18 protein-coding genes and 1 riboswitch are annotated in these 21,393 nt (G+C 73.3%); of the genes, 6 read left to right on the forward strand and 12 right to left on the reverse strand.

Annotation, left to right across the window (positions count from 1 at the left end; genetic code table 11):
• Positions 1 to 48: 48 nt before the first annotated feature.
• The 3 genes from GVV04_RS01140 to GVV04_RS01150 are packed head-to-tail and all read right to left on the reverse strand — an operon-like array spanning position 49 to position 2,680.
• Positions 49 to 621, reverse strand: a complete 573-nt coding sequence (locus GVV04_RS01140) for a GerMN domain-containing protein (protein ID WP_161683855.1) — start codon at positions 619 to 621, stop codon at positions 49 to 51.
• On the reverse strand, positions 618 to 1,997 hold the full coding sequence (locus GVV04_RS01145; protein WP_161683856.1) for a sensor histidine kinase: 1,380 nt from the start codon (positions 1,995 to 1,997) through the stop codon (positions 618 to 620). The genes GVV04_RS01140 and GVV04_RS01145 overlap by 4 nt, the downstream gene beginning before the upstream one ends.
• Complete coding sequence (locus GVV04_RS01150; RefSeq protein WP_161683857.1) at positions 1,994 to 2,680, reverse strand: response regulator transcription factor; 687 nt, start codon at positions 2,678 to 2,680, stop codon at positions 1,994 to 1,996. The genes GVV04_RS01145 and GVV04_RS01150 overlap by 4 nt, the downstream gene beginning before the upstream one ends.
• 152 nt (positions 2,681 to 2,832) lie before the next feature.
• Between GVV04_RS01150 and GVV04_RS01155 the strand changes: the two genes are divergently transcribed.
• From GVV04_RS01155 to GVV04_RS01165, 3 genes are read left to right on the forward strand one after another with little or no spacing between them, the layout of a single operon-like run.
• Positions 2,833 to 3,270 carry an STAS domain-containing protein gene (locus GVV04_RS01155; protein WP_328822145.1) on the forward strand — a complete coding sequence of 146 codons (438 nt, stop codon included), beginning with the start codon at positions 2,833 to 2,835 and terminating at the stop codon, positions 3,268 to 3,270.
• Positions 3,271 to 3,301: 31 nt separating this feature from the next.
• On the forward strand, positions 3,302 to 3,571 hold the full coding sequence (locus tag GVV04_RS01160; protein ID WP_161683859.1) for a GlsB/YeaQ/YmgE family stress response membrane protein: 270 nt from the start codon (positions 3,302 to 3,304) through the stop codon (positions 3,569 to 3,571).
• Positions 3,572 to 3,615: 44 nt separating this feature from the next.
• Positions 3,616 to 3,915 (forward strand): BON domain-containing protein, encoded by a 300-nt coding sequence (locus GVV04_RS01165; RefSeq protein WP_161683860.1) that lies wholly within the window; start codon positions 3,616 to 3,618, stop codon positions 3,913 to 3,915.
• A 273-nt stretch (positions 3,916 to 4,188) separates the two neighbouring features.
• Here GVV04_RS01165 and GVV04_RS01170 read toward each other — a convergent pair whose 3' ends face one another.
• A complete protein-coding gene (locus GVV04_RS01170; RefSeq protein WP_161683861.1) occupies positions 4,189 to 4,392 on the reverse strand; it encodes a hypothetical protein in 204 nt (67 codons plus the stop codon).
• Between the two features lie 777 nt (positions 4,393 to 5,169).
• On the opposite strand from GVV04_RS01170, the gene GVV04_RS01175 reads away from it, so the two are divergent.
• Positions 5,170 to 5,772, forward strand: coding sequence for a hypothetical protein (locus GVV04_RS01175; RefSeq protein WP_161683862.1), 603 nt, complete (start codon positions 5,170 to 5,172; stop codon positions 5,770 to 5,772).
• Between the two features lie 157 nt (positions 5,773 to 5,929).
• On the opposite strand, the gene GVV04_RS01180 is transcribed toward GVV04_RS01175, so the two are convergent.
• The 4 genes from GVV04_RS01180 to rph form a co-directional block, all read right to left on the reverse strand.
• Positions 5,930 to 9,280: a hypothetical protein gene (locus GVV04_RS01180; RefSeq protein WP_161683863.1), complete on the reverse strand. Its 3,351-nt coding sequence runs from the start codon at positions 9,278 to 9,280 to the stop codon at positions 5,930 to 5,932.
• A 243-nt stretch (positions 9,281 to 9,523) separates the two neighbouring features.
• Positions 9,524 to 10,186 (reverse strand): transglycosylase family protein, encoded by a 663-nt coding sequence (locus GVV04_RS01185; RefSeq protein WP_161683864.1) that lies wholly within the window; start codon positions 10,184 to 10,186, stop codon positions 9,524 to 9,526.
• Positions 10,186 to 10,339, reverse strand: a riboswitch (cyclic di-AMP (ydaO/yuaA leader). Its footprint overlaps the gene before it by 1 nt.
• A 467-nt stretch (positions 10,340 to 10,806) precedes the next feature.
• Positions 10,807 to 12,720, reverse strand: a complete 1,914-nt coding sequence (gene htpG, locus GVV04_RS01190; protein ID WP_161683865.1) for a molecular chaperone HtpG — start codon at positions 12,718 to 12,720, stop codon at positions 10,807 to 10,809.
• 157 nt (positions 12,721 to 12,877) lie between these two features.
• Positions 12,878 to 15,478, reverse strand: a complete 2,601-nt coding sequence (rph, locus tag GVV04_RS01195; protein WP_161684584.1) for a rifamycin-inactivating phosphotransferase — start codon at positions 15,476 to 15,478, stop codon at positions 12,878 to 12,880.
• Positions 15,479 to 16,460: 982 nt separating this feature from the next.
• On the opposite strand from rph, the gene GVV04_RS01200 reads away from it, so the two are divergent.
• Both GVV04_RS01200 and GVV04_RS01205 read left to right on the forward strand, forming a co-directional pair.
• On the forward strand, positions 16,461 to 17,174 hold the full coding sequence (locus tag GVV04_RS01200) for a hypothetical protein (RefSeq protein WP_161683866.1): 714 nt from the start codon (positions 16,461 to 16,463) through the stop codon (positions 17,172 to 17,174).
• Positions 17,175 to 17,312: 138 nt separating this feature from the next.
• The gene (locus GVV04_RS01205; protein WP_161683867.1) at positions 17,313 to 17,759 is read left to right on the forward strand and encodes a hypothetical protein; all 447 of its coding nucleotides are present in this window, start codon (positions 17,313 to 17,315) and stop codon (positions 17,757 to 17,759) included.
• Between the two features lie 151 nt (positions 17,760 to 17,910).
• Here GVV04_RS01205 and pip read toward each other — a convergent pair whose 3' ends face one another.
• From pip to GVV04_RS01225, 4 genes are all read right to left on the reverse strand, one after another.
• Positions 17,911 to 18,891, reverse strand: coding sequence for a prolyl aminopeptidase (pip, locus tag GVV04_RS01210; RefSeq protein ID WP_161683868.1), 981 nt, complete (start codon positions 18,889 to 18,891; stop codon positions 17,911 to 17,913).
• A 120-nt stretch (positions 18,892 to 19,011) separates the two neighbouring features.
• Entirely contained in the window at positions 19,012 to 20,184 is a 1,173-nt protein-coding gene (locus GVV04_RS01215) for a trans-sulfuration enzyme family protein (RefSeq protein ID WP_161683869.1), read from the reverse strand.
• Positions 20,185 to 20,218: 34 nt separating this feature from the next.
• Positions 20,219 to 21,079: a carbon-nitrogen hydrolase family protein gene (locus GVV04_RS01220; protein ID WP_161683870.1), complete on the reverse strand. Its 861-nt coding sequence runs from the start codon at positions 21,077 to 21,079 to the stop codon at positions 20,219 to 20,221.
• Positions 21,061 to 21,390: an AzlD domain-containing protein gene (locus GVV04_RS01225; RefSeq protein ID WP_128763597.1), complete on the reverse strand. Its 330-nt coding sequence runs from the start codon at positions 21,388 to 21,390 to the stop codon at positions 21,061 to 21,063. Before GVV04_RS01225 ends, GVV04_RS01220 begins: the two co-directional genes overlap by 19 nt.
• Between the last annotated feature and the right edge of the window lie 3 nt (positions 21,391 to 21,393).

A 21,393-nucleotide genomic window follows, 5' to 3' on the forward strand; every position in this document is an offset into this window, starting at 1 on the left:
CTGTGAGATTTCCCGGCCGAGCAACCGGGGGCGCGGCAGCGGGCCGGGTCAGCGGACGGCGGTGAGGGCGGTGTAGTCGGCGGCCGTCAGCGGCTGGGCGGAGAGCGAGCCGTCCGCCCGGGGCACCCCGAGGGGGCGGCCGTCGCGCAGGAACGACACGGTGGTGACGTCGTCCCGGGCGTCGAGGGTGCAGACGATCTGCCCGAACGCCAGGACCTCGTCGCTGCGGCCGGTCTCGTCGCCGGTCTGGCCGACCGTCACCCGGGCGTGGCCGCCCGCGACGTCCGCGACGACGGCGCTCATCGCCCCCGGCAACGCGCTGGTCAGCCCGGCGTCCCGCTCGACGGCGGTGGGGCCGGCGAGCAGGTCGCTCAGCTGGGCGTCCGCGTCGGGCGCACGGTCGACGCGGCGCGGCACCGGCACCAGCCGGTCGTCCCGGACGAAGCACAGCGTCTCGGTGACCCGGCCGGTCGGCGCGGTGCTGCCGGCCGTCGCCGGGGACGGGAACGGCCCGGGCGGGACCTCGACCGCCCGGGGCCGGTCCTCGGCGGGCACCCCGCAGGCAGAGGCCAGGACCAGCAGGCCGGCCAGGACGGCCGGGACGGCACGGCGGCCGGTCACGGCAGGCTCCTGGGCAGGGTGACGTGGAACCGGGCGCCCCCGCCGGGACGGTCGACCACGCCGGCCCGCCCGCCGTGCGCAGTGGCGTGCTGGGCGACCAGGGCCAGGCCGAGGCCGGTGCCGTCGCCGGTGCCCCGGGCGTGGGCGGCCCGGCCACGGACGAAGCGATCGAAGATGGCCTCCCGGTCCTCCACCGGCACCCCGGGGCCGTCGTCGTCGACCTCGATCACGCCGGCGTCGCCGTCGCGCGACAGCCGCACCGCGACCGGGCCGGCACCGTAGCGGGTCGCGTTGTCGAGCAGGTTCACCAGCACCTGCGCGACGCGCCGCTGCTCCACCCGCCAGGTATGCGGCGTGCCCGACGTCAGGCGCACCAGCGAGGCCGGCAGGTCCCGCTCGGCGCAGGCCCGCCGCGCCAGCTCCGCCACGTCGACCGGGGTGCGGTGGGCGGGCTGGTCGCTGCGGGCCAGGTCGATGAGGTCGTTGACCAGCCGCTGGAAGCGGTCGATCTCGTCGGCGACGAGACCGGCGGCGGTGGCGGTGCGCTCGTCGTGGTGCTCCCGCCGCCGTTGCAGGACGCTGGCCGCCGCGGCGAGGGTCTGCAACGGCGAGCGCAGCTCGTGGCTGACGTCGGCGGCGAACCGGCGGTCCCGTTCGATCCGGCGGGCCAACTGGTCGACCATGTGGTTGAACGAGGTGGACAGCCGGGTGAGGTCGGGGTCGGTGGCCGGGTCGAGGCGGGCGGTCAGCTCACCGGCGGCGATCTTCTCCGCGGCGTTGGCGACCGCGGTCAGCGGACGCAGGCCGTGCCGGGTGGCGTACCAGCCCAGCGCCGCGCCGGAGCCGGCCACCATGATGGCCACGGCGGTCAGCGTCAGGGCCAGCGCCTGGAACGTCCGCTCCAGCTCGCCCAGCGAGTTGACCTCGTAGTACGTCGCCGAACCGGACAGCGGCACCCCCACCAGCAGGGCGGCCTGCCCGTCGACGCGGACCCGCTGCACGGCCGGTTCCCCCGCGCCGACGAGCCGTTGCAGCTCCTCGGGCACGGCTGCGGTGAGCCCGACGTCGGCGGTGCGGGCGTGCCAGTCGCCGTCGAGGTTGAGCAGCGCCCGGCGGCTGCCGCCGGTGTCCAGCGACCGCAGCACCTCCACCACGTCCGGGTCGTCGGTGTCCAGGCCGTTGCGCACCACGGCGGCGTCGAAGTATGCGGCCCGCACGGCGGTGCGTTCCCGCTCGTCGATCAGCGACCGGCGGGTCAGCTCGTACGAGACCAGGGCCATCGAGGCGGCCAGCAGCAGCGCCCCGGCGGCGAACGCCGCGGTGACCCGGGCGCGCAGGCCGAGGCGACGCCGCGCGGGCCGGCGGGGGCCGCTCATCGCTGCAGCTTGTAGCCGAGGCCGCGCAGGGTCACCAGGTGCTCGGGGTTGGCCGGGTCCGACTCGATCTTCTGCCGCAGCCGGCCGACGTGCACGTCGACGAGCCGCTCGTCGCCGGTGTCGTATCCCCAGACCCGTTGCAGCAGTTGCTGGCGGGACAGCACCCGGCCGGCGTGCTCGGCCAGCTCGCACAGCAGCCGGAACTCGGTGCGGGTCACCGACACGCGGTGCCCGGCCCGGCGCACCTCCCCCGCTTCAGGGCTGACCTCCAGGTCACCGAAGGCCAGCACCGGCACGGGCTCGGCCACGGCCGGCACGACGGCGCGGGCGCGCCGGCGCAGGGCGCGCAGCCGGGCGGTCAGCTCCTTGATCGCCACGGGCTTGACGACGTAGTCGTCGGCGCCGGCCTCCAGGGCGGCCACGATGTCGTGGGTGTCGTCGCGGGCGCTGACCACCACGATCGGCACGTCGTCGTCGCGGCGTAGCTGGCGGATGCACTCGAAGCCGTCCAGTCCCGGCAGCATCAGGTCGACCAGGACGTAGTCGGTCGGGTTCCGGCGCTGGGCGCGCAGCCCCTCCTCGGCCGTGGCAGCGCCGTGGGCGTCGTAGCCCTCGTCCTCCAGCGCGAGCAGCAGCGCCAGGCGGATGCGGTCGTCGTCCTCGATCACCAGTACGGACGTCATGCCGGAATCATCTCCAAGGCCGTCCGCCGACGGCCAACCGTGTCCCACGGATGGCGGATTTGTCACGCAACTGTCACACGTCCGCGCGGTGCCCGCCAACCCCGACCGGCACGGTGGTGGGCGTCCGGGTCCGCGAGGGAAGGGGTACGGCCGTGACGACGCCACTGGCACACCGGGAGTGCACGATTCCCCTGGTAGAGGTGGCCGTGACCGAGTTCGACCTGGCCTGCCTGTCGGCGACCGGCGCCGTGTTCGACCAGCTGCTCGCCCTGCACCCCGCCCAGGTCGTGGTCGACCTGTCCGGCTGCCGGCACATCGACGCCGCCGCGATCGGGCTGCTGCTCGACGTGCACCGGCGGCTCACCCGCGCCGACGCGGTGCTCACCGTACGTGACCCGAACCCCCGGATCTGGCGCATCCTGCAGTCCGCCCGCCTGGACCAGGTCCTGCCGATCGTCTCCGGCCGGCCGCCGGAAGCCGACCGGCCCCTTCCGCCGGGGTCCCACCGGGCGGGGCGAACGCCCGCCGGCCGGGCGGCCGTGCCGGTGCGGGGACTGCCCGACGGAACGCCGGCCGGCGGGCCGCGATGAGCCTCCGTACCCTCGTCGCCCGGGAGCGGCCGTGACCGTCGCCGGGCTCGTCAGCGCCCTTCTCGTGGGGCTCGTCGTCGGGGCTCTCGGCCGGCTCGTCGTCCCCGGCCGGCAGACCGCGCCGCTCTGGCTCACCCTGGTCGTCGGCGTGGTCGCCGCCCTGCTCGGCACCATCCTCGCCCGCCTCGTCGGCGTGGCCGGGGCCGGCTTCCGGTTCCAGGACGTGCTCGTGCAGGTCGGGCTGGCCGGCGTCGGCGTCGTCCTGGTGGCGGCCACCGCCGGCCGCTCCGACTCCGCCTAGACACACCGACACCGACACCGCACACCGAGAAGGGACCATCCCCCGTGGTCATCCCCTGGCCGTCGCCCGACGACCACTCCTGGCCCGCCGAGCCCGACAAGCCCGGGCCGGCGGACGAGGACGCCCGGCTCGCCGCCGTCGTCGCCCGGCGGCTCGGCGGCGACCCGACGGTCCGCCACGAGCCGGTCAGAGTCAGCGTGCAGAACCGGGTCGTCATCCTCACCGGGATCGTCACCGACCCGCGGGCCCGACGGGCCGCCGGGGAGCTGGCCTGGGAGGTCACCGACGTCGCCGACGTCTGCAACGCCCTGCGGCTGGCCGATCCGGGGCGTCCGCACCGGTGACCGCGAGCCCCCGCGCCGCCGCCCGGCCCCGCCGGTGCGACCCGGCCGGGGCGTGACCGCGGGGCCCGCAGCGCCCGCACCAGCGCTGCGGGTCTCGCGGTGACATCACCCCGCCGGCAGGACGGCGGCGGTCCCCGGAACGCGGGGCCCGGTCGTCGGGGCCCGGTCGTCGGGGCCCGGTCGTCGGGGCCCGGTCGTCGGGGCCCGGCTCACCTGCGGCCCGGGGACCGGATCCGGGCCCTGGCGGGCGACACGGGCGGGCACCCGTCAGGCTCAAGGTCCGGATGGTTCCTCATGACGATGCAGCCATCGCACGAGAAGTTCGATGCGTCCTTGTTCCCGCATCCGCCGGATCAACAGGGCCATTGCGAGCGACAGGATCAGGGCCGCCCACACGGGTGCACCCACTTTCCAGGCAAGCCCCCCGATGAGCAGGGCGATCAGGAGCAGCAGCCACTCCACCCATCCCGTGGTCACACCGCATAACGTAGCGCCCGTGTCACCGGGCCAGGGCCCCGGCAAGGTCGTGGGTCTCCGGCTTGGCAGGCCCCAGGGATGCGCGCGCTACCGACGTCATCGGCCCCTGCCGGGTCGGTCTTCGCGGGGTCTGTCTTCGCCGGGATGGCCTACCCTTCGTTGGTCCCTATGGAGCTGCCCCGTTTGTGCTACCGGTGGAGCGGGCGCGTAGACGGGGCAGCTCCATAGGGGCCGAAGGACAGGTCCCCGACCGGGCACGGAGCGCATTCGTCAGGCCGCCCACCCGACTGCCCGACGTACGGGGCGGCGTGGGGCGGCCGACGTCCCCGGAACATTCGCGGGAGAGGGAACACACAGCGCAGGACCGGTCAGACCGAGGCCCTGCCCAAGATTTCGGGTCATCCTCAAGGAGCGGAACGGGATTCCCGGAGAGCGGATCAACGCCGAGCGGGATCGGACACCCGCGACTGTGCCGGGGCCCTGGTCACCGGGCCGACCGGGAAGCGTGTGGCAGCGCGGCGACACTGGCGACGAGCAGGACCAGGTGGGCCGCGAAGGCGGGCCCTGTGGCGGGCAGGAAGGTCCGGCTCACCAAATCGCCCCTCTCTGTCCACCTTGGACATACGCCAAGCGGGCCTATGTGACACTCTTCGAGTGACGTTGCCTCCACCGCCGAGCATGCCCGACCAACCGGGTGCACCTCCACCGAACCCCGGGGCGCGACCGCCGCAGCCACCACTGACGCCACCGAAACGCAATACGCCTCTCATCATCGGTGTGGTCGCCGCAGCGCTGGCGCTGTGCCTGCTCGGAGTCTGCGGGGCCGCAGTGGGCGGGGTGGTCATCTTCAAGGCCAGGAGCGGCCCGCAGGACCGGTCCGCAGTCAGCCCCGCGCCCGGGCCGATGGAGACGACGAGAACACCTCCGCAGGTTGAGCCGACGTACTACCCGCCGCAGATCGTCCCCACGACCGAGGCGGTTCCGCCACCGCCACCGGCGAAGATCGGGCAGTGCGTCGTAGTCAGCGAGAAGGGCAGCTTTCAGGGCATCGGCAACTGCAACGGCACCCGTGGCACCTACCGGGTGGTCTCGATGGACAATTCCCAGGGCACCTGCGCTGACCCCGATTCCGCGTACATCACCGAGGCGGGCTATCGGCTGTGCCTCGAGCTTCACCTGGTGCGCTTCTACTGTTACAAGTTTCCGAAGGGCAGTGGCTGGGTCGTCGGCGCGACGAAGTGCAAGGCGAAGGGCACTGTCCACATCATCGACATCGTCCCCGGCGCCTCCAACGGAAACAGGTGCACGCGGGATCGCAAATGGAATCGTTGGTACCGGTTCCTGAACCCGACTGTCGTCTACTGCGTCATGAAATACTGACGGCGCCGCCGACCGAAGCTCCGGCGATCTACATCGATCGCCGACGAGCGGCCTCCCGACGCCGTCAGTCGCGCCGAGTGCATTCCAGGTGCGGCCCGCCACGCCTGCCGCCGGCACCCCACCGGCCCCGGTCCGCACCACCCCGGGGCGGGGCGGGTCACCCCGACATGGACAGGTCGAGGGCGGCGTCGCGGACGTCGGCGACGGGGTGCCCGCGCAGCGTCCGCAGCAGGTCCCGCCACGGCGTCGACCAGCCGTACGACTCCCCGGCCCGGGTCAGCGCCAGCGCGAGGAGCCCGGCCCCGTCGCCTCGGCCGGCCAGTTCCCGGGCCGCCGCCAGCAGCAGCCCGGCGTCCACGACAGCGGCGTCCCGGCGTACCCGGTCGGCGAGGGCGTCGGCCAGGCGGGCGGCCAGCGCCGGGCGGCCGGCGGCCAGCTCGAACAGCCCGGTCAGCTCGGCGACGAGCTGCTGCGGGGTGCGCCCGTCGAGGCGCACCAGAGCTGCCAGCAGCCCGGCCGCGCCGGGCACGAACCCCGGGTGCCGGGCCAGGTTGCGGGCGGCGTCCCGGGCCGGGCCGCGGTCGGCGTCGACGCCGGCGCGCTGCGCCCACACCCGCACGGTCCGCAGGATCGCGTCGATCCGGCGGCGGGCCGGCCGGTCCCGCTCCGGCCCGCCCGGGTCGTCGTCGGCCGCGTCGAGGGCCACCAGCCGGCGCAGGGCGACGTCGAGCGCGGCCCGCTCGGGGCGGTGCGGCAGGTCCAGCAGCGCGCGGAGCAGCATCGACCGGGCCGGCCAGCCGGCGTGCGCGTCTAGGTCGGTGAGCGTCTCGACGGCCAGGTCGGTGATGTCGGGCGCCCACCGGGCCCACTGCGCCAGCCGGGTCAGCGCCGCCTGGGAGACCACCTCGTCACCGCTGCGGCAGGCGGTGACGACCAGGCCGGCGTACCGGGGTCGGTGCGGCTCCGGCACCTCGTGCGGCCCGGCGGCCAGCACGGCCAGGGTGTCCTCCCGGCCGCCGCCGACGGCCAGGTCCAGCACCGCCCAGCTCTGCGGCGTGTGCAGCCGCTGCCGGGCGGCGGAGGTGACCGCCGCCCGGACGTCGCGGTGCTGGTCGGGCTGCTGCCACACCTGCCGCAGCAGCGGCACCGCCTCCGGCGGACCGTGCCGGCCGAGCAGCCGGACGGCCTCCTTGCGGCTGGTCACCCTGCCCCGGCCGAGGGCGATTCCGCTGAGCCGGGCCAGCAGCGCGGACGGGGCGACGAACCGGGCGGCCCGGCCGGCGGCGTACATCGCCACCCGGGCCCGATCGTCGTCGGCGTGCGCGAGCAGCGTGGTCAGGGCCTCCTCGGGCCGGTCGGTCCAGGGCAGCGCACCGAGGGCCGCCTCGGCGAGGGTGACGTTCGACGAGTCGACGTACCGCAGCACCAGGTCGCGGCCGGCGTCGGGGACCCGCGCCGCGCGGGCGAGCGCGGCGGCCCGGGCGTGCATCGGCTGACCCGCGTCGCGGGCCACCCGGGCCTGGAGGTCGACGTACGCCCGGCGGTGCCGGGGCAGCCAACGGCCGACGTGCCACGGATGCCCGGGCACCCAGCGCGGCCCGGCGGGCAGGAACGCCCCGGCCGGCGGCGGGCCGAGCAGCACCCCGTCGAGCAGGTCGGTGCGCCGGCCGCAGACCGTCCGCCACACCGCCTCGAACGTGATCACCGACGGGTCGGCGGCGAGCAGGAGGGCAACCCGCTCGCCGCGCGGCGCCGGGTCCGCCAGCCACAGGTCGGCGGCGGTACGGACGACCGGGGAGACGTTGCCCGGGCCGGTGGCCCGGTGCAGCAGCTCCTGGAGCGCGGGCAGCCGCCACGCCCGGCGTCCCAGCGCGCGGGTGACGGCGAACAGGGCGGTGAACTCGCCGCGCGCCATCCCGGCGGTGATCCGGGGCAGGAGCCGGTCGAGGACGACCCGCTCCTGCCCCCGCCGCAGGCCGTGGTCGAGCCGGCCCAGCGGGGGCAGGTGGTGCCCGCCGAGGAGGGCGTCGAGGGTGGCCAGCGCCCAGCCCAGCAGTTCCGGTTCGTCGACGTGGTGGCGCAGCACCCCGCACGCCAGGTCGCCCAGCGCGGACAGCGTGCGGATGGACGCGTCCCGGGCGTGGGTGGCGTCGGTGACCAGCGCCGCCAGCACGGGCCGCGAGTCGGCGCGCAGCAGTCGGGGCATGGTCGCCAGGGTGGCCAGCGCCGCCGACCGGACCGGGTCCTGCTCGTTGCGCAGCCCGCCGAGCCGGGCCACGGCCTCGGCCACCGCCGCCGGGTCGTCGCTGCGCCGCGCGGCGGTGAGCAGCAGCTCGTACGCGCTCGCCCGGTCCTGGGCGTCGGCGGCGCGCAGGGCGGGCGTCAGCACCGCGGACGCCTCCGGCCAGGGCAGCTCGGCGCTCCACGCCCGCACGGCGGCCTCGTCGGCGCGGACCCGGTCGAGGGTGAGCACCCGGCGGGCCTCCCGCTCCCGCCAGCGCCGGGGCAGCACCGCCATGACCTCCCGGGACGGGATCGCGGCGGCCGTCTCGACGTCGGCGAGCGCGGCGTCGTACAGGGTGCCGCGCGCCGCCGGGGGCAGCGCGTCCAGCAGCGCCGCGAGGCTGGCGCTGTCGGCGCGCAGCCGCCGGGCGAGGGTGACCAGGTCCGCCGCCGGCAGCACGGCGAGGCGGCGCAGCAGCACCGGGGGCAGGGCGGCCCGGGTCAGCCAGCCGGCGCGGGCGGGGGCGGTCAGCAGCGCGAGCGCCCGGTGCGGGGACGCCGCGGCGAGCACGCCGTAGCGGGCGAGGCCGCCGGGGAGCCCGTCGGCCGGGGCGTGGCGTTCGAGCAGGGCGAGCACCCGCTCCGGGTGGTCGGCCGCCGTGCCGAGCAGCGCGCCCGCGCGGGCCGCCCACCAGCGGGAGCGTTCCGGGCCGTCGAGGCCGGGCAGCGTCGCCTCGGCGTGGTCGAGCAGGACCCCGGCGTGCCGGCGGGCCAGGGTCGTCCCGCCGCCGAGCGCGTGGTCGAGCAGGGGCAGCAGCCGGCGTACCGTGTCGGGGCCGCAGGCCGGCAGCAGCGCGACCGCCTCGGCGTCGCCGAACCGGTCGCGGACCGCGTCGACGAGCCGGTCGGCGGCCTCCGGGCGGCGCAGCGACCGCAGCGACCGGTACACCAGCCGGCGCAGGTCGGCCGGGGCGTCGGCGAGCAGGGGGCGCAGGTCGTCGGCGGTGAGCCAGCCGGCGCGCAGGCAGGCGCGGACCGCGACGGCCCGGATCGCCGCGTGCGGGTCGTCGAGGGCGGCGGCCACCCCGGCGCGGTCGCCGACGACCTGGGCCGCGGTCACGGCGAGGAACCGGTGGTACGTCGACCCGGCGCGCAGGTCCGCGAGCACCCCGGCCAGCCGGCCGGCGGCGGCGAGGGCCCGGGACCGGGCGGCGAGGGCTGTCATCCGCTCCCGGTACGGCAGTTCGTCGAGGTCGTCGAGCAGGGCGGCGGTTCGGGGCGACATCGCGCCATTGTGCCCGGCGACGGGTTCGCGGCCGACTCGTTTATGCGGGGGCTGTGACGGTGTTCCCGCTCGCCTGACCTGACGTGGAGTCACCGGTCCCTCCCGGGTGGCCGGTGTCCCGGCCCGCAGTGTTGCTGCCCGTCGGGGACGCGGGAGCGCCCGGCCGGACGAACCGGCCGGGCGCCTGCGGTGCTGGGTGCCCCGCGACCGGGACGCCGGGTCGCGCCGACCCGGCCGGGCGGGTCAGAGGCTGAGCCGCTGGCCCGGGAAGATCAGGTTCGGGTGCTCGCCCACGACCCGCTCGTTCTTCTCCCACAGCGCGCGCCAGCCGCCCCGCACGCCCTGCGCCGTGGCGATCTCGGAGAGGGTGTCGCCCGACCGGACCACGTAGGTCGTCCCGCCGTTGGACGGGGCGCTCTTCGGGGCGCTCCTCGTGATGTCCCGCTTGCTGCGCGAGGCCGGCTTCTCGGTACGCGAGGACCGCTCCTTCGGGGCGGCCTTCGTCTCCGACTTCCGCTCCGACTTCGGGCTGTCCTTCGTCGAGCCGCCCTTCTTGCCGCAGGTCGGCCATGCCCCGATGCCCTGGCCGTCGAGCACCTTCTCGGCGATGCGGATCTGCTCGCTCCGGGTCGCCAGGTCGGCGCGGGCGGCGTACTTCTTGCCGCCGTAGCCGGCCCACGTGCCCTGCGAGAACTGCAGTCCGCCGTAGTAGCCGTTACCGGTGTTGATGTGCCAGTTGCCGCCGGACTCGCACGCGGCGACGGCGTCCCAGTTGACCGCGGCCTGGGCCGGCGCGGCCGGGCCGGCCAGGGCGACGGCCCCGGCGAGGGCGCCCGCGGCGAGAGTGCCGACGGCGGCGCGACGGACGGTCATCCGACGGTGGCGGGCAGTGTGTGCAGTTGCCATGTGTGATTCCTCCACGCCGGCGAGGTGAGCTGTCGGGTTCGGGCCGAGGAGCCCGGCCGCCGCAGGCGGCTTCACCCCGAGGTGCGGTGCACCGAGGAACATGTGGGTCCCCCGCTCCTGCCTGACTGACAAGGGAACCGACGGTCGAAGGCAGGACTAGGCGTTACCGACCGTGGTCGCCGCATTCGCGGACTCCATCGACGTTAGGCACCGTTCGTGACGAGTGCCCACCTCTTGTGAAGTTCTTCACCCGCTCGGGCGAAGGGCCGCATCGTCGACTTGCGAGACTTCACCAGCCATGCAGGGCGAACGCCGGGCCGAGTCTGATCAGGGCGAACCGCCATTGGACAACCTCACCCCATCACTAAGAGTAACTGGGGTCCGATTGCGCACATCGGATGCCGGAAACGCTCGGTGAGCGCCCACACAGCTCAGTGGGGCGATCGGCGGCCATGCCCGGCCGCGGCGCCAACCCGCGCGGCCGCCCCCGAAACATCGGGCCGTCATCCCGGTCGAACCGGCTGCCCGGGAACCCCGCTCGGGGTGGCAGACGGCGCGCGCCGGGCGTCCACGGTCGATGGTGTCGACCGTGGAGCCCGGCGCGCGGCGCTTCTCGGCGGCTACAGGGTGCGGGCCAGCCGGTCGGCGAGGATGCGGGTGAACCGGGACGGGTCGGCCAGCTCGCCGCCCTCGGCCAGCAGCGCCATCCCGTACAGCAGCTCGGCCGTGTCGCCGAGCGAGTCGGCCCCGGCCTCCTGCTCGTGGGCCTTGCGCAGCCCCTCGACCAGCGGGTGCCCCGGGTTCAGCTCCAGGATCCGCTTGACCTGCGGCACCTCGTGCCCCATCGCCCGGTACATCTTCTCCAGCGTCGGGGTGATGTCCTGGGCGTCACCGACGACGCAGGCCGGCGAGGTGGTCAGCCGGGTGGAGAGCCGGACCTCCTTGACGCTGCCGGAGAGCTTCTCGCTCATCCAGGTCAGCAGGTCGGCGTACTCCTGGCGCTGCTGCTCGCGGGCCGACTCGGCCTCCTCCTTCTCCTCCTCGGTGTCCAGGTCGACCTGGCCCTTGGCGATGGACCGCAGCGGCTTGCCGTCGAACTGCCCGACCCGCTCGACCCACACCTCGTCCACCGGGTCGGTGAGGATCAGCACCTCGTAGCCCTTGGCCCGGAACGCCTCCATGTGCGGCGAGTTCTCGATCATCGCCCGGGACTCGCCGGTCATGTAGTAGATGTCGCCCTGGCCGTCCTTCATCCGCTCGACGTAGTCGCGCAGGCCGGTCAGCTCCGCCGGGTCGTGGGTGGAGGCGACGGAGACGATGTCGAGGATGGCCTCGGCGTTGTCCGGGTCGTCGAGCAGGCCCTCCTTCAGCGCCGGGCCGAACTCCGACCAGAAGGTGCGGTACTTCTCGGCCTCGTTGGCCTTCAGCTCCTTGACGGTGGCGAGGATCTTCTTCACCAGCCGGCGGCGCACCGCCTGGATCTGGCGGTCCTGCTGGAGGATCTCCCGGGAGATGTTCAGCGACAGGTCGTGCGCGTCGACGACGCCCTTGACGAAGCGCAGGTAGTTGGGCATCAGCGCGTCGCAGTCGTCCATGATGAACACGCGCTTGACGTAGAGCTGCACGCCGCGACGGGCCTGCGGGGCGAACAGGTCGACCGGGGCGTGCGACGGCAGGAACAGCAGCGCTTCGTACTCGAAGGTGCCCTCGCCCCGCATGTGGATCGTTTCGAGGGGGTCGGCCCAGTCGTGGCTGACGTGCTTGTAGAACTCCTTGTACTCCGCCTCGTCGACCTCGCTGCGCGGGCGGGCCCACAGCGCCTTCATCGAGTTGACGGTCTGCACCTCGCGGGTGACCGCGTCGTCCTCGCCGGGACGCTCCACGGTCATCCGGATCGGCCAGGCGATGAAGTCGGAGTACCGCTTGACGATCTCGCGGATCTTCCAGTCGGCGGTGTAGTCGTGCAGGTTGTCGTCGCTGTCCTCCGGCTTGAGGTGGACGGTGACGGCCGTGCCCTGCGGCGCGTCGTCGATGGTCTCCACGACGTACGTGCCCTCGCCGGTGGACTCCCAGCGGGTGCCCTCGGCCTCCCCGGCGCGGCGGGTGACCAGGGTGACCCTGTCGGCCACCATGAAGGTCGCGTAGAACCCGACCCCGAACTGGCCGATCAGGTCGGCGGACCCGGCCGAGTCCTTCGACTCGCGCAGCTTGGTCAGCAGCTCGGCGGTGCCGGACTTGGCGATGGTACCGATCAACCCGACGACGTCGTCGCGGGACATGCCGATGCCGTTGTCCCGGACGGTCAGGGTGCGCGCCTCGCGGTCGACCTCGATCTCGACGTGCAGGTCGGAGGTGTCGGCCGCGAGATCCTTGTCGACCAGGGACTCCAGGCGCAGCTTGTCCAGCGCGTCGGACGCGTTGGAGATGAGTTCGCGCAGGAAGACGTCCTTGTTCGAATAGATCGAATGGACCATCAGCTGGAGCAGCTGGCGCGCCTCCGCCTGGAATTCCAGCGTCTCGATCCGGTTGCTCACACCGACCCCCTTCAGTTACGTCCGACCTTCGCGCACAGGATACGAGCCGTCGCTACCGGTCGCGTCACCCGCCCGGCCCGGGACGCCCCTGTGATTCGGCTGCGCCCGGCGCAATTGGTTCGACCGAAGCTACGACAGCCTTCCCGGTCGTGGTCGGTCAAGACAGGATCTCGACGTACCCGTCGGTTCCGTGCACGCGAATCCGTTGCCCGTCCCGAATCAGCGTGGTCGCCCGCTCCACACCGACGACGGCGGGCAGGCCGTACTCCCGGGCGACCACCGCACCGTGGGTCATCAGGCCGCCGACCTCCGTCACCAGCCCCTCGATCGCGACGAACAGGGGTGACCAGCTCGGGTCGGTGAAGGCGGTAACCAGGATGTCGCCCGGTTCGAGGTCGGCGTCGGCCAGGTCCAGGATGACGCGGGCCCGCCCCTCGACGATCCCGCCGGAGACCGGGAGGCCGACCAGCGCGCCGGTCGGCACGTCGTCGCGCCGGTACGCCCCGGAGATGCCCTCACCGTCCGACGTGAGCACCCGGGGCGGGGTGAGCGCCTGATACGACCTGAACGCCTCCTTCCTCCGGTGGATGAGCTGGTCATCCGCCCGATGCGTGCGTACGACGTCGTGCAGCTCCTGGAACGTGAGGTAGAAGACGTCCTCCTTCTCCCGAAGCACGTTGGCGTGCACGAGGCGCTCGGCCTCTTCCAGCAGGGCCTGCTTGTAGACGAAGTAGCGGCTGACGATGTCGTACTTCGGGTACTCCCGGTACCCGATGAAGGTGCGGACCCGGTCGATCATCCGCTTGGTCTCGTCGGCTTTCCGCTCCCCGTCCGGCAGGGCCCGCAGGCGCTCCAGGACGTCCTGTTCCTTCCCGGCCGCCGCCCGGAGGCCCTGTGCGAAGCGCCGTCCGCTGGCGCCCGACTCGAAGTTCCTGACGTTGTCGAGGATGAGGGGCACGAGCGTGGTGGGGCGTTCGCTCCAGCGCGGCCTCGTGATGTCGATCTCGCCGACGCAGCGCATGCCGTACGTGTCGAGGTAGGCCCGGATGGCGGCGCGCGCTTTCCGGCCGCCCGGGAGCGTGTGCAGCTCCTCCAGGAAGCCCTCGTCCTCGACCTCCCGCAGGTACGCCACCACCTCCGGATGCGGGCGGATGACGTCGGCGACGTCCAGGAGCGCCAGCCCCATCTCCGACGTGACGTTGCCGGGCGCGGAGAGCGTGAGGGTGTCGGCGGCGTTCTTCTCGCCCAGCCACTTGGCCAGGTGCTCGTTGAGCCACCGGGTGGCATCCATTCCCGCCATGATCACCTGCATGCTGCGGGGGTCGCCGAGGGACCGCTTGTGCTCCTCGAAGGCCGCCAGGAGAAGGTCGAAGAGCGCCGGCCCCGAGGCCGTCCGGATGGCGCCCCGCAGGGTGACGATGCGCGCCCGGCTGCCGTCGACCAGGTCGGTGACGATGGCCGGATCGGTCTCGATCGGGGCGGGCGGGCCCCCGGCGGGCGTCCACGCCTGCACCTGATCGGGCAGCGACGGGATGAAGTCGTCGCGGTCGATGACGGTCTCCAGCGCGTCCCTCATCAGCGGATCGGTATACGTGCCCAGGGCGTCGAGCAGGCCGGCGCGGCTCGTCGGCGACGCCAGGTGCCGGGTGACGTCGACGAAGAGCCGTCCCCCGGCGTGGTGCATCGGCGCGAGGGCCGTCAGCTGCCACACGGAGAACCCCAGGGGCTTCATGGCGTCGGTCATCATCTGCTGATGACCGACGGAGACGTACACGTGGTTCTCTGCGTCGTCGGTCTCGGGTACCGGAAAGAGCGTGGTGATCGGCCGGCTCTGGACGATCTGGAAGTCATCGTCGACCAGGCACCATTCAATGTCCTGGGGGTGGCCGAAGTGGGCTTCGATCCGCCGGCCCAGCCGCACCAGCCGCACGACCTGCGCATCCGTCAGCGCCGGCTGCTCCTGCCGCTCCGGGTCGATCGCCTGTTGCGTCGTCCCGCCACCCGGCAGGGCGTGGACGGCAAGCCGCTTGGCGGCGATCGCCCTGTCGATGATCTCACCGTCGCGCACCCGGTAGGCGTCCGCGTTCACCAGCCCGGAGACCAGGGCCTCGCCGAGGCCGAAGCTGGCCTCCACGGAGGCGACCTTCCGGTTGGACGTGACGGGGTCGGCCGTGAACAGGACGCCCGCCGCCTGCGGGAAGACCATCCTCTGCACCACAACCGCCATCTGGACCGTACGGTGGTCGATGCCGTTCCGCTGGCGGTAGGTCACGGCGCGCTCGCTGAAGAGCGAGGCCCAACACCGGCTGACGTGCGACAGGATCGCCGCCGGCCCCATGACGTTCAGGTACGTGTCCTGCTGGCCTGCGAAGGAGGCCGTCGGCAGGTCCTCGGCCGTCGCGCTGGATCGGACGGCGTAGGCAGCCCGCTCACCGAGCCGGGTGAGAGCCCCGGTGATCGCCGCAGCCACCTCGTCGGGAAGGACTATCCCTTCGATGATCCGGCGGATCTCCGCACTGCGCGTGCGGATCGCCTCCCGGTCGTCCGGGCTCAGACGCGACAACTGATCGAGCCGATCGTCAATCGACGGCGCCTCCGCCATGATCCGCCGGAAGGCGTCCGTCGTCACGCAGAAGCCGGCCGGCACCCGGATGCCGTCGATCCGCGACAGCGCCCCCAGGTGCGCGCCCTTGCCGCCAACAGTCGCGCCCTGCGTCTCGTCGACCTCTTGGAGACCTGACACGTAATGCTCGATCATCGCGATGCCTCCGAGGCGGCTGTCGTCCATTGCACTTCGCTGACCGGGTGAATCGCCATGCACGTCGTGCCCCAATTCGTCGTCCATTCCTGGGTCCGGCCGACGATTCTGCGGCAAGACCCGGGTCTTGCCGCAAGCCCCCCAGTGCGATATAAGTTGAAGTTGGCCGGCGCGCATTTTGTAGACACCACGCCGTCGCGGTAGGCCACCACCTCGCCCGAGAGGGCAGTTCGAGGGTAGGGCCCCGGCAGGTCGTGGATCTCCGATTTGGCAGGCCCCAGGGGGATGCGCGCTGCCGACACCATCGGCCCCCGCCGGATCGACCCCCGCCGGATCGACCCCCGCCGGATCGGCCCCTACCGGATCGCCCCCGCCGGATCGGCCCCTGCCGGGTCGGCCGTCCGCCGGATCGGCCTACCCTTCTTCGGCCCCTATGGAGCTGCCCCGTTTGTGCTACCGATGGAGCGGGCGCGTAGACGGGGCAGCTCCATAGGGGCCGAAGGACAGGCTCCCGACCGGGCACGGAGCGCATTCGTCAGGCCGCCCACCCGACTGCCCGACGTACGGGGCGGCGTGGGGCGGCCGACGTCCCCGGAACATTCGCGGGAGAGGGAACACACAGCGCAGGACCGGTCAGACCGAGGCCCTGGCCAAGATTTCGGGTCATCCTCAAGGAGCGGAACGGGATTCCCGGAGAGCGGATGAACACCGAGCGAGATCGGACACCCCGCGACTGTGCCAGGGCCCTGGGTTCGGGGGCCGGCCGTTCTTTGACGCGGTGGCCGTTGTACAGGTCGAGGCCGCGCGCGACGATCGCGCAGGTCGCTGACGGACCTTGGGGGTCAACCGGGACGTTGCGTAGCTGGGGCCGCGCCGACGAAGGTGGGTCAGCGGGATCGTTCAGCCACCCCTTCGGCCACGAGGGAGGTCCGACGCACTAGCATTGCCGCAGTCCGGGACGGCTCTGCTGAAACGAGGCGAAATGCGTTGGCTTCAGCGGTTGCTGGGCGGCGGGCGGGTCCAGCTCGATGCGGGGCGGCAGCAGGTGCTGCTACGGGAAGTCCAGCACCAGTACGGCGCCCATGCGCGGATCCCGTTTCCCGCGCAGGTCGAGGCGGTCACCGGGATGCTGAACGGCGACGACGGCCTGGTGGTGGCGGCCCGGATCGTGAGCCAGGTCGCCGACGAGGCCCACGCGGACCTACAGGCGCAGGCGCAGGAAGTGCACCGACGAACGGGGCGGCGGCTCCTGGTGCACCGCCGGAACTACCGGCCGCTGTGGATGGAGGCCGGCCGGTCCCTGCGCTGGCCACTGTTCACTCTGCCGTGCGGCTTCCACCCGTACGCGCAGGTGGCCGCCGCCGTCGCGGTGGTCGGCAGCCAGGCGTCCCGGCTCGACCGGGTGACCGACCCGAACGCGCTCGTGACCCACGTGTTCGAGGTGCTCGACCTCACCACCGCCGGCTGGGAGTACGGCCGGGTGCGCGTGGACACCGACGCCGCCGCCCTGGCCGATCGGCTGATCTCCACCGCAGGGCAGGTCCTCGCAGCCATGGACGACCCGCCCCGGCTGCCGCCGCCGGTCCGTGCGCTCATGCGTCGCAACAACACCCTCGGCGTGCTCGATCCGACCGGCCCTCGGATAGTAGGTGGGATCAATCCGGGCGCGAGGATGCGCGAGCACCTGCTGGCCTGAGGACAAGCCGAGGTCGACGGCCCGTCTTCCTCGTCCGGCCCTGCTGCTGTCACCGTCGCCGCTGACAGCAGCAGGGGCGACAGGGGCGGGTGCCGTCGACCGCATCAGTTCGTTGCTGACCCTTTCTAGAGTCCGACCATGATCCGTCGACGGATAAGCCGAACCTTCCTGCGGGTGTTCTCGACATTCGGTCTGGCCTTAGCGATCACGCTCACGGCGCTGGCCACCTGGTCCATCGCAGACGAATGCCGGGGAGCAGACGCAGTGGCTGAGGTGGCCGGCGTCGAGCATCGCGGAGCAAGAACCTTTCTGACGGTTCAGTTCACGACAGACCGTGGGGAGCTGTGTCAATCGACCCTGCGCGCTACGGTCGATACGAACCAAGCCGTGAGCATCGGAGAGCGCATCCCCGTCCACCACGCCAGGAGCGACCCTTGCCTGAGAGTGCGCGAGGTCGGCGATCAATTCGGATGGCTGATCATCCCCGGCGCAGTGGCACTTCTGATCACGTTCGCCATCCTGACCTACCTGGCGTGGCGCCGGCCCCGGCCTACGCTCCCCCTCCGATACGCGGACATGCCATGACGGCACGGACGAGGCCGGTCTGACCCGGACCATCGTCAGACGTTGAAGCGGAACTGGAAGCCGCTATCTCCCCACCAGCCGGAACGGGATCGGGCCGGTGCCCGGCAGACCCTCATCACACCCCGCCCACCCGGACCGACCGAGGCGCGGCTCAGCGGGCGGCGAACCGGGCCAGCGCGGCGCGCAGATGACCGCGCAGGGCGTCACTGCCTGTGTGGCCGGAGTCGTCGACCACGATCAGTTCCGCGTCGGGCCAGGCCCGGGCCAGCGACCACGGCGTCTCCAGCGGCGAGCCGAGGTCGAGGCGGCCGTGCACGAGCACCCCGGGAATGCCGGCCAGCCGCCCGGCGTCGCGCAGCAGGGGGTCGTCGTCGAGCCACGCGCCGTGCGAGAAGTAGTGCGCGCAGATCCGGGCGAAGGCGAGCCGGTCGTCCGGCGGTTGATCGGTGTACGCGTCCGGCTTGCCGTTGGGTTCCAGCGAGACGACGGCGTCCTCCCAGGTCAGCCAGGCGTTCGCCGCCCGGTGCCGCACCCGCGCGTCCGGGTGCTCCAGCAGGCGCGCGTACGCGGCGAGCAGGTCGACGGCCGGCCCCTGGCCCGGCTCGCCCGTCGGGCGGTCGGCGGCCGGCACGGCGTCGGCGAACCGCCGCCACTGCTCGGGGAAGAACCGGCCGACGCCCCGGTACAGCCAGTCGATCTCCGACCGGCGGGGCATGGTGACCCCGACGAGGACTATCGCGTTGACCCGCTCCGGGTGCCGCTGCGCGTACGCGAGCCCCAGGGTCGAGCCCCACGAGTCGCCGAACAGCAGCCAGCGGTCGATGCCCAGGTGCTCGCGCAGCCGCTCCATGTCGGCCAGCAGATGCGCCGTGGTGTTGTGCCGCAGGTCGGTTGCCGGGTCTACGGCGTGCGGGGTGCTGCGCCCGCAGCCACGCTGGTCGAACTGGACGATCCGGTACCGGGCCGGGTCGAACAGCCGGCGGACGCCCGCGCTGGAGCCGGCCCCGGGCCCGCCGTGCACAACGAGCGCCGGTGTGCCGCCCGGGTCGCCGGACACCTCCCAGTGCACGAGGTTCCCCTCACCCACGTCCAGCACGCCCTGCCCGTACGGCTCCCCGACCCCGTACCCCACGAACCTCTGGTGCGCGCAATTACACGGAATGTGTGGCCTTCGACGCACGCAATAGCCACGAATTCCGTGAATTTGCGGCGGTGGGTCGACGGGTGAGGCGGCGGGTGAGGCGGCGGTGGGTTAGTGGGTGACGGTGTTTAGGGCTTGGGTGAAGTCAGCGAGCAGGTCGGGTGTTTCCTCGATGCCGGTAGAGACGCGCACGAGGCCCTCGCCGATGCCCGTGGCGGCGAGTTGGTCGGCGTCGACGATGCCCGCCCACATCGAGCGCGGGTGCACCACCAGGGTGCTCACGCTGCCCAGGCTGGCGGCCCGCTTGGCCAGCCGCAGCTCTGATAGCAGGGTGGCCGCCGCCGGCCGGCCGCCGGCCAGGTCGAGGCTGAACACGCCCCCGTACCCGCTCATCTGTTTGGTGGCCAGGTCGTGCTGGGGGTGGCTGGCCAGCCCCGGGTAGCGCACCCGGGCGACGGCCGGGTGTTCCTCCAGCGCCCGGGCCAGCGCGAGGGCGTTGTCGTTGTGCCGGGCCATCCGCAGCGGCAGCGTCCGGATGCCGCGCAGCAGCAGCCAGGCGTCGATCGGGCCGAGCGTCGCCCCGGTGACGATCGAGGTCTGCCACACCCGGTCGATCAGCTCGGCGGGGCCGACCACGACGCCGGCGGAGACGTCGGAGTGGCCGCCGAGGAACTTCGTGGCGCTGTGCCAGATCAGGTCCGCGCCGAGGGCCGCCGGGCGCTGGTTGACCGGGGTGGCGAAGGTGTTGTCCACGACGGCGTACGCGCCGTGGGCGTGCGCCAGGTCGACCACGGCGGTCAGGTCGGTCAGCTCCAGCAGCGGGTTGCTGGGGGTCTCGACCAGCACCAGCTTCGTCTGTGGGGTGAGCGCCCGGGCGAACGCGTCGACATCGGTCTGGTCCACCTGGGTGCAGGTCACCCCGAAGCGGGTGAGCAGCCCGGTGGTCAGCGAGGTGGTGCCGCCGTACGTGCTGCGCTGCACGATCACGTGGTCGCCGGCGTTGAGCAGGGCCAGGGCGATCGTGGTGATCGCCCCCATCCCGGACGCGGTGACCAGGCCCGCCTCGACGCCCTCCAGCTCGGCCACCACGGCGGCGACCTGGGCGTGGTTGGGGTTGCCGTAGCGGGTGTAGAAGGCGTCGCCGCGCGTCTGCGTGGCGATCTCGGTGAACTGCTCGTCGGTCTCGGCGCTGAAGGTGGCGCTCTGCACGATCGGGGGCGACACCGCACCCGTGGGGCTCAGCCCGTCGTCGCCGTGGATCGCGGTCGTGCCGATGCCGGTCACGGGTGCTCCTTCGGTTGTCAGTGCGAGAGGGAGGTCAGGGTACGACGACGACGGGCGCCGGGGCGGGCGCGGGGGCGACCCGGTCGGCGAGCATCCGCTGGCTGTCGCGCTGGTGCCGCAGCCGGGCGTCGTCGAGGTCGGCGACGGCCACGCCGGCGGTGGCCCCGGCGTCGGCGAGGGGACGGCCGTCGGGGGCGTACACGGCGCTGTGGCCGGCGAACCGCCACCCGCCGTGCGTCCCGGCGAAGTTGGCGAACACCACGTAGCTGGTGTTCTCCAGGGCGCGGGCCGGGAAGTAGACGCTTCTGCGGTGGTCGGAGTCGCCGACGGTGAACGCGCCGGACACCAGGTAGGCGTCCGCGCCGGCCAGCGCGAGGCCCCGGGCGTGCTCGGGGAAGCTGGCGTCGTAGCAGACGCCGAGGCCGAGCCGCCAGCCGCGCACCCGCACGAGGGTGTCGGTGGTGCCGGGGACGAAGACCTTCCGCTCGTCGGCGTCGAGGTGCCGCTTGTGGTAGGTCGCGGCGACCGCGCCGTCCGGACCGACCACGTGGGCGGCGATGGCCCAGCCGTCGGCCCGCCGGGCGCAGCCGCCGACCACGGCGGTCACCCCACGGTCCCGGCAGGCCTGGCCCACCGTACGCAGGGCCGGGTCGCCGGGGGCGACCTCGCACCGGGCGACGTCGGCGGTGAGCAGCGGGTAGTCGTACCCGCACAGCGACAGCTCGGGGAAGACGACCAGGCTCGCGCCCAGGTCGGCGGCCCCGGCGATCGCGTCGGCGTGCGCGGCGGCGTTGCCGGTCAGGTCGCCGCCGACCGCCTCGATCTGCGCCGCCGCCACCCGCAGCGGCTGCCGCAGCGGGGTGTCGCCCGTCGTCGTCACATCGCCCCCAGCCACCAGCGCAGCCCGAAGAAGACCGCCAGCCCGACGGTCCACACGATCATGAACCGTTCGACGAAGAGGCCGGTCACCAGGGTCACCACCCCGGCCACCAGGTACGGGATCGTGACCACGGTGATCTCCACCCGGTTGTCGACGGGGGCGAGCACCGACGGCACCGCGATCGCGGCGAGCAGCGCGGGCGGCAGGTAGCCGAGGAACGTCTTCACGTCGGCGGGCAGCTCCCGGTCGCGGAAGACCAGCAGCGGCACGTACCGGGGGGCGAAGGTGGCCAGCCCCATCCCGAGGATGAGCAGCAGCATCGACATCGC

Origin of the sequence: Micromonospora rubida (genome assembly GCF_009908295.1) — a bacterium.
Taxonomy (GTDB): Bacteria; Actinomycetota; Actinomycetes; order Mycobacteriales; family Micromonosporaceae; genus Micromonospora; species Micromonospora rubida.